This is a genomic window from Kitasatospora sp. NBC_00070 (assembly GCF_045041205.1).
Lineage (GTDB): Bacteria > Actinomycetota > Actinomycetes > Streptomycetales > Streptomycetaceae > Kitasatospora.
This window is the reverse complement of record NZ_CP108247.1, coordinates 5783062-5789100: the sequence shown is the minus strand read 5'-3', so window position 1 is coordinate 5789100 and position 6039 is coordinate 5783062. Positions and strand designations below refer to the sequence as shown.

5 protein-coding genes are annotated in these 6039 nt (G+C 71.3%); 2 read left to right on the top strand and 3 right to left on the bottom strand.

The window, feature by feature from the left end:
* Positions 1-188: 188 nt before the first annotated feature.
* The gene (locus tag OHV05_RS26355) at positions 189-1712 is read left to right on the top strand and encodes a D-alanine--poly(phosphoribitol) ligase (protein ID WP_405019842.1); all 1524 of its coding nucleotides are present in this window, start codon (positions 189-191) and stop codon (positions 1710-1712) included.
* A gap of 73 nt (positions 1713-1785) precedes the next feature.
* Here the strand turns inward: OHV05_RS26355 and OHV05_RS26350 are convergent, their stop codons facing one another.
* On the bottom strand, positions 1786-3366 hold the full coding sequence (locus OHV05_RS26350; RefSeq protein ID WP_405019841.1) for an AMP-binding protein: 1581 nt from the start codon (positions 3364-3366) through the stop codon (positions 1786-1788).
* Between the two features lie 120 nt (positions 3367-3486).
* Between OHV05_RS26350 and OHV05_RS26345 the strand changes: the two genes are divergently transcribed.
* On the top strand, positions 3487-3735 hold the full coding sequence (locus OHV05_RS26345; protein WP_057230120.1) for an acyl carrier protein: 249 nt from the start codon (positions 3487-3489) through the stop codon (positions 3733-3735).
* Between the two features lie 62 nt (positions 3736-3797).
* On the opposite strand, the gene OHV05_RS26340 is transcribed toward OHV05_RS26345, so the two are convergent.
* Both OHV05_RS26340 and OHV05_RS26335 read right to left on the bottom strand, forming a co-directional pair.
* Positions 3798-4748, bottom strand: a complete 951-nt coding sequence (locus tag OHV05_RS26340) for an ACP S-malonyltransferase (protein WP_403046275.1) — start codon at positions 4746-4748, stop codon at positions 3798-3800.
* A 33-nt stretch (positions 4749-4781) separates the two neighbouring features.
* Positions 4782-6038 (bottom strand): pyridoxal phosphate-dependent aminotransferase, encoded by a 1257-nt coding sequence (locus OHV05_RS26335; protein ID WP_405019840.1) that lies wholly within the window; start codon positions 6036-6038, stop codon positions 4782-4784.
* Between the last annotated feature and the right edge of the window lies 1 nt (position 6039).

The following is a 6039-nucleotide window of genomic DNA, read 5'->3' as shown; positions in this document are numbered from 1 at the left end:
GAAACTCGAACACCCACCCAAGCCCCTAAGGCCCCCTAGGGCCCCCAGACTGCGATTACGGGTGTACAAGGGGCGGGCCGACCGTGGTACCAAAACCCTGGATAGCTCTAGCCGACAGGGGACTGATTCACGTGAACTTGAGTGCCGAGAATTACGCGCAGCGGCCTGCCGAGCGAATTCATGAATTCATGCTCGCCCCGGTCGCATTCGCTCCGGAACGACCCGCCGTGGTCGAATCCGACGGGGTCGGCGGGCTGGTCACCACCACCTACCGGGAACTCGCGGACCGGGTCGACCGCTACGCCGCCGCCCTGCTGGATCTCGGCCTGGACATCGGGGACCGGGTGATCCTGGAGTCGGACACCTCGGGGCACGCGATCGCGCTGCTCCTGGCCTGCTCCAAGGCCGGGGTGGCGTTCGTCCCGGTCAGCCCGGAGACCCCGGACAAGCGGCTGCACTCGATCATCTCGACCACCGCACCGGCCCTGCACCTGCAGAGCCCGACCGGCGCCCGGCAGGGCATCCCGGCCGAGGTCGGCACCGCCAGGTTCGGCCCGAACGGGCTGGCCGTGGAGCGCCCGCCGGTGGCCCGGGTGCGGCACCGCCGGGAGGCGTCCGCCACCGACCCGGCGTACATGATCTTCACCTCGGGCACCACCGGCCGCCCCAAGGGCGTGGTGATGAGCCACCGCGGCGTGGTGGCCTTCTACCGGGGCATGCTGACGGCCGGCATCGTCGGCACCGAGGACCGGGTGGCCACCACCTCGCCGCTGCAGTTCGACTTCTCGCTGCTGGACATCGGCCTGGCGCTGGGCAGCGGGGCCACCGTGGTCCCGGTGCCGCGGGCCGCGCTGCCCTGGCCGCGGCGCTTCCTGGCCTTCCTGAACGAGGCCGAGGTGACCCAGGTGAACGGCGTGCCGTCGATCTGGCGCGGCGTGCTGCGGCACGAACTCGCGGGCCTGGCCGAGCTGGAGAAGCTGCGCGGGGTGCTGTTCTGCGGCGAGGACTTCCCGCTCCCCGAGCTCCGGCTGCTCCAGCGGGCCCGGCCGAACGCCCGGCTGGTCAACTGCTACGGCGCCACCGAGTCGATGGCCGCCTCCTTCACCGACGTGCCCAACCCGCTCCCCGACGACCTGGAGAAGCTGTCGATCGGCTTCGCCTACCCGGGCGCCGAGATGACCATCGTGGACGAGGACGGCAACCCGGTCACCGAGCCCGGCGTGGTCGGCCACATCCACCTGCGCGCCCCGTCGCTGTTCACCGGCTACTGGGACGACGTGGAGGCCACCCGGGCGGCCCAGGTGCCCGACCCGCTCAACCCCAAGTCCGGTCAACTGGTGCTGCGTACCGGCGACCTGGCCTACCAGGGGCCCGACGGCGAGCTGTACTTCTGCGGCCGGGCCGACAACCAGGTGCAGATCCGGGGCAACCGGGTCGAGCTGGGCGAGGTGGAGCGGCGGATCCTGGAGTTCCCCGGGATCACCGCGGCCGCCGCGCTGGTGCTGCCGCGCGCCGACAAGGAGCCGGTGCTCGGCGCCTTCGTGGTGACCGCCAAGGACGGCCAGCAGATCAGCGAGAACGAGATCCGGGCGTTCTGCAAGGAGACCCTGCCGGCCTACATGACCCCGCACGAGCTGCGCGTGGTGGACAGCCTCCCGGTCACCCCGAACGGCAAGATCGACCGCAAGGTACTCGCGGCGAGCGTCGCCTGACGGCACCTCACCCCCAACGGCCGTCGGCCCCGAACCTCCTGAGGGTTCGGGGCCGACTCCGTGCCGTGGGGGTTCAGCCCACCGGTACGGCGGTCAGCTCGGCGGCCGCCTGCCGGGCCAGCAGGCCGCGGTCCACCTTGCGGTTGGCGTTCAGCGGGAACTCGTCGACGTGCCGGTAGTGCCGGGGCACCATGCTGTGCGGCAGCACCTCACGGAGCTGGCGGGCCAGCTCGGCCGGCGGCGACTTCTCGCCGACGTAGAACACCACCAGCTCGGTGCCGCCGGCGCCCTCCCGGGTCACCGCCACCGCGTCCTGCACCCCGACGCAGACCCGCAGCGCGTGGTCGATCTCGGCCAGTTCGACCCGCCAGCCCTGCACCTGCACCTGGGCGTCCAGCCGGCCGAGGTAGACCAGCACCCCGTTGCCGTGCTGCCGGACCCGGTCGCCGGTGCGGTACCAGCGACGGCCCAGGTACTTCAGGAACCGGCCCCGGTCGTCCTCCGGGTCGAGGTAACCGGTGGTCATCTGCGGCCCGGTGATGCAGAGTTCGCCCTCGGTCAGCGAGGGCTCGCCGTCCGGCGCGAGCAGCACGAAGTCGTGCCCCTCGTGCACGGTGCCGATCGGGGTGAGCCCGTTCACGCAGAGCTCCGGCGAGGTGTCCTGGTCCCAGCGGTAGCCGGTGACGGTGACGGTCAGTTCGGTCGGGCCGTAGATGTTCTCCAGGGTGGAGTTCGGCGCGGCGTCCTGCCAGTCGGTGGCGTCCGCGGCCCGCAGTGCCTCGCCGGCGAACAGGCTCCAACGCAGCCCGGGCAGCGAGCCCGGCTTCAGCCCCCGGGTGCGGCGCACCAGCGAGATCGCGCTCGGCGTGGAGAACCAGACCGTCACGCCCTGTTGGGTGAGGTAGCCGGGCAGGTCGTGGTACGCCTCGTTGGGCAGCGCCAGCAGGGTGGCGCCGGCGCCCCAGGCGCAGAACATGTCGAAGACCGCGCAGTCGAAGTTGACGTCGAAGGTCTGCGAGAAGATGTCGTCGGCGGTGAAGTCGTAGCGCCGGTCCAGCAGGTCGAAGTAGTGCCGGGTGGAGCCGTGGCTGATCGGCACGCCCTTGGGGGTGCCGGTGGAGCCCGAGGTGAAAAGCACGTACGCCCGGTCGGTGGCGCTGACCGGGCGGGGCTCGGTGAGCGCGTCCCGCTCGTCCAGGACGATCCCGCGCAGCGGCAGGCCGCGCAACCGCCCGGCCTCGTCCACCCCGTGGCCCGGGGCGAGCACCGGCAGGTCGAGGCCCTCGGCCGCCAGCTCGACCAGGTTGGCCAGGCCGAACCGGTCGGCCACCACGGCCTGCACCCCGGCCACCTCGAGCATCCGGCGGGTCCGGGCGACCGGGAAGTCCGAGCGCAGCGGCACCACGGTGCGGCCGGTGTAGAGGCCGGCCAGGATCGCGACGTACGCCTCGATCCCCTTGCCGGCCAGCACCCCGATCACCTCGGGCGGCTCACCGGGGCCGGCCAGCAGGGCGCCGGCCCAGCTGAGTGCCCGGCGGTGCACCTCGGTGTAGGTCAGCGACTCGGCTCCCAGCCGGACCGCCAGGCGGTCGGGTGAGAGGGCCAGGCCGCGGAGGAAACGGGCGTGCAGCGCAGGCCCTTCGGTCAGGTTCATTCTGCCTCCAGGAGAGGGGTGGTAAGGGGTTGCGGCCCGCACTCCCGGCGCGGGTATCGTCGAACGCGCAAGACATCCTGGAAATCCCGCCCAGGTCGGGAATCGACATTCGGAGTCAGCATGTGGGACAAGAAGTTCGAGAACACGATCCGTCGGCACCTGCCGTATCTGGAGGCCGGTGACGAACTGCGGCCCGACGTCAGTCTCCGCGAGCTGGGCCTGGACTCGATGGGCACCGTGGATCTGCTCGCCTCGCTCGAGGAGACGTACGGGGTCGAGTTCATCCACGACTTCCTGAACTCCGAGACCTTCTCCACCGCAGAAACCCTGTGGAACGCGATCTCGAAGCTCGGTGCTCCGGCTGTCTGACCGTCACGGACGTCGGCCGAAATTCCCTCCGGAATCCTGGTGATTCCGGAGGGAATTTCGTTTTACGCCGGTGCCGGAACCCGACGGCGCGGCTGCATCGCGGTCCGCGGGTTGACCGGGACCACCTCGAAGTTGCGGGTGGTGGCACCCACCCGGCCGAACAGGCCGTCCGGACCGGACACCTGGACGGTGCCGATGCCCAGCCGGCGGAAGGTCTCCACCACGGCCGGCCAGCGCACCGGCTTCACGTAGCCGTCCAGGATCATCGTCCGGACCCCGGCGCCGGTGGTGAGCACCGCGCCGTCCTGGTCCGCCACGATCGGCAGCACCGGGTCGGCGAAGGTCAGCCGGTCCACCACCTCCGCCTCGACCCGGTCGCGCAGGGCGCCGAAGGCCGAGGAGTGCATCGGCGGGTTCATCGTGTAGAGCGGCAGCCCGCCCAGGCCGCGCAGCCGGGTCTGCAGCCAGTCCACCCGGCTCTCCCGCAGCGAGAGCATCCAGAAGTCGTCGTCGATGTAGCAGGAGATGTCGTACCACTCCCCCTGCTCGTCCAACTCGGCCAGCACCTCGGCCAGTTTGGCCTCCGGGGTACGGGTGAACGAGTGGGTGACGATGTCCCGGTGCTCGACCGCGAAGTACTCGTCCTCGCAGCGGGCCATCTGGGCGGTGGCCCAGACCGCCTCGGCGAAGTCCAGCGAGCCCGAGTGCACGGCGGCCGCCTTGCTGCCGAAGCTCGGCCCGGCGATCAGCTCGGGACGGGTGTCCAACTCGGCCTCGGCCCACTGGGCCAGGGCGACGCAGTTCACCAGGAAGGCGACCTGGGCGTACTCCGAGTAGTCGCTCTCGCTGGCCCGGTAGCGCGCCAGCAGGTCGTATCCGAGGGTCTCCCCGGCGGTCGCCACCAGCTTCCGGGCGAACGGGTTGAGCAGCATGAACTTCGCCACGTCCGCGAACTGCGACGGCCCCATACCGGGGAAGATCAGCGCGGTGCCGGGCCGGTCTTCGGCCTTCATCTCGGGTTGTTCCCTTCAGAGTTGGTTGAGCGGTCAGCCGACGAGCTTGGTGAAGGCCTCCTCGATCCGGGTCAGCACGTCCCGGATGTGCGGGAGCGACAGCGGGTCCTCGGAGTCCAGGGCGAGCTGCTGCTCCTCCCTGGTGTGGCCGTACAGCAGGCTGGTGGCGGCCTTGAAGCGCAGCGCCCCGGCGTCGTCGCCCAGGTTGTCGCCCGCCAGCACCACGATGCCGAACTCGTCGAACAGGTACCGGAACAGCGACTGGGCGTCGGTGATGCCCTTGGCCTCCAGCACCGCGCGCCTGGGCTCGAAGTCCGGGTAGACGTAGAACCCGCCGGTCGGCGGACGGCAGGTGGCGCCGGCCCCGATCATGATCCGGTACACCGCCCGGGCCACCGCCCCGTGCAGCCGGGCGCTGCGGGCGAACCGGTCACGCACCTCCGGCGGCTCGGAGAAGGCGTACGCGGCGACCTCCTGCATCGGGATGGCCAGCGTCGACCAGACCTCGCTGGCCAGCGAGATGACGCCGTCCCGGACGCTGTTGCCCCAGACGTTGTCGGGGAACCTGGCCACCCCGATCCGCCAGCCGCCGAGCGCCAGGGTCTTGCTCAGGCCGTTGGTGACGATGGTGCGCTCCGGCAGCACCTCGGCCGGGCTGAGCACCGGGGTGGCGGGGTCGTGCACCACGTCCCGGTAGATCTCGTCGGAGATCAGGTAGAGGTCCTCCTCCTCCGCCACCGCGCAGATCTCCCGGACCAGTTCGGGGGAGACCGTGGTGCCGGTGGGGTTGTCCGGGAGGGTGAGCACCACCAGCCGGGGGTTGCCGCCGGCCGCGCGGGCGGCCCGGACGGTCTCGCGCAGCTTGACCGGGTCAGGCACCCCGCCGCACTCGGCCGGGATGTCCACCTCGTACACCTGCTTGCCCGCCAACAGGCCCTGCGGCTTGTAGGTGTTCCAGGCGGGCCTGGGGATCACCAGGTCGCCGGGGACGACGAACTGGACCGCCATCAGCAGCGGCTTGCTGCCCGGGGCGACCACCACCTGCTCGGGTTCGGTCGGCAGGTTGCGGCGGCTGAAGTAGCCCGCCGCCTCCCGCCGGACCGCCCGGCCGCCGGGCACCGCCCCGTAGGCGTTCTCCCCGGAGCTGGCGGCCAACTGCCCCTTCAGCGCCGGGTGGACCGGCAGCCGCGCCTCGCCGAAGGCCAGGTGGACGATCGACTCGCCCCGCGTCCGGCGCTCCGCCACGTCGTTGTTGAGGTCCAGGTTCGGTGACACTTTCCGGCCGACCATC

Excerpts from the sequence above, each read along its gene's own strand:
- OHV05_RS26355 (WP_405019842.1), top strand. The coding sequence starts at position 189 with ATGCTCGCCCCGGTCGCATTCGCTCCGGAACGACCCGCCGTGGTCGAA.
- OHV05_RS26350 (WP_405019841.1), bottom strand. The coding sequence starts at position 3,366 with ATGAACCTGACCGAAGGGCCTGCGCTGCACGCCCGTTTCCTCCGCGGC.
- OHV05_RS26345 (WP_057230120.1), top strand. The coding sequence starts at position 3,487 with ATGTGGGACAAGAAGTTCGAGAACACGATCCGTCGGCACCTGCCGTAT.
- OHV05_RS26340 (WP_403046275.1), bottom strand. The coding sequence starts at position 4,748 with ATGAAGGCCGAAGACCGGCCCGGCACCGCGCTGATCTTCCCCGGTATG.
- OHV05_RS26335 (WP_405019840.1), bottom strand. The coding sequence starts at position 6,038 with ATGGTCGGCCGGAAAGTGTCACCGAACCTGGACCTCAACAACGACGTG.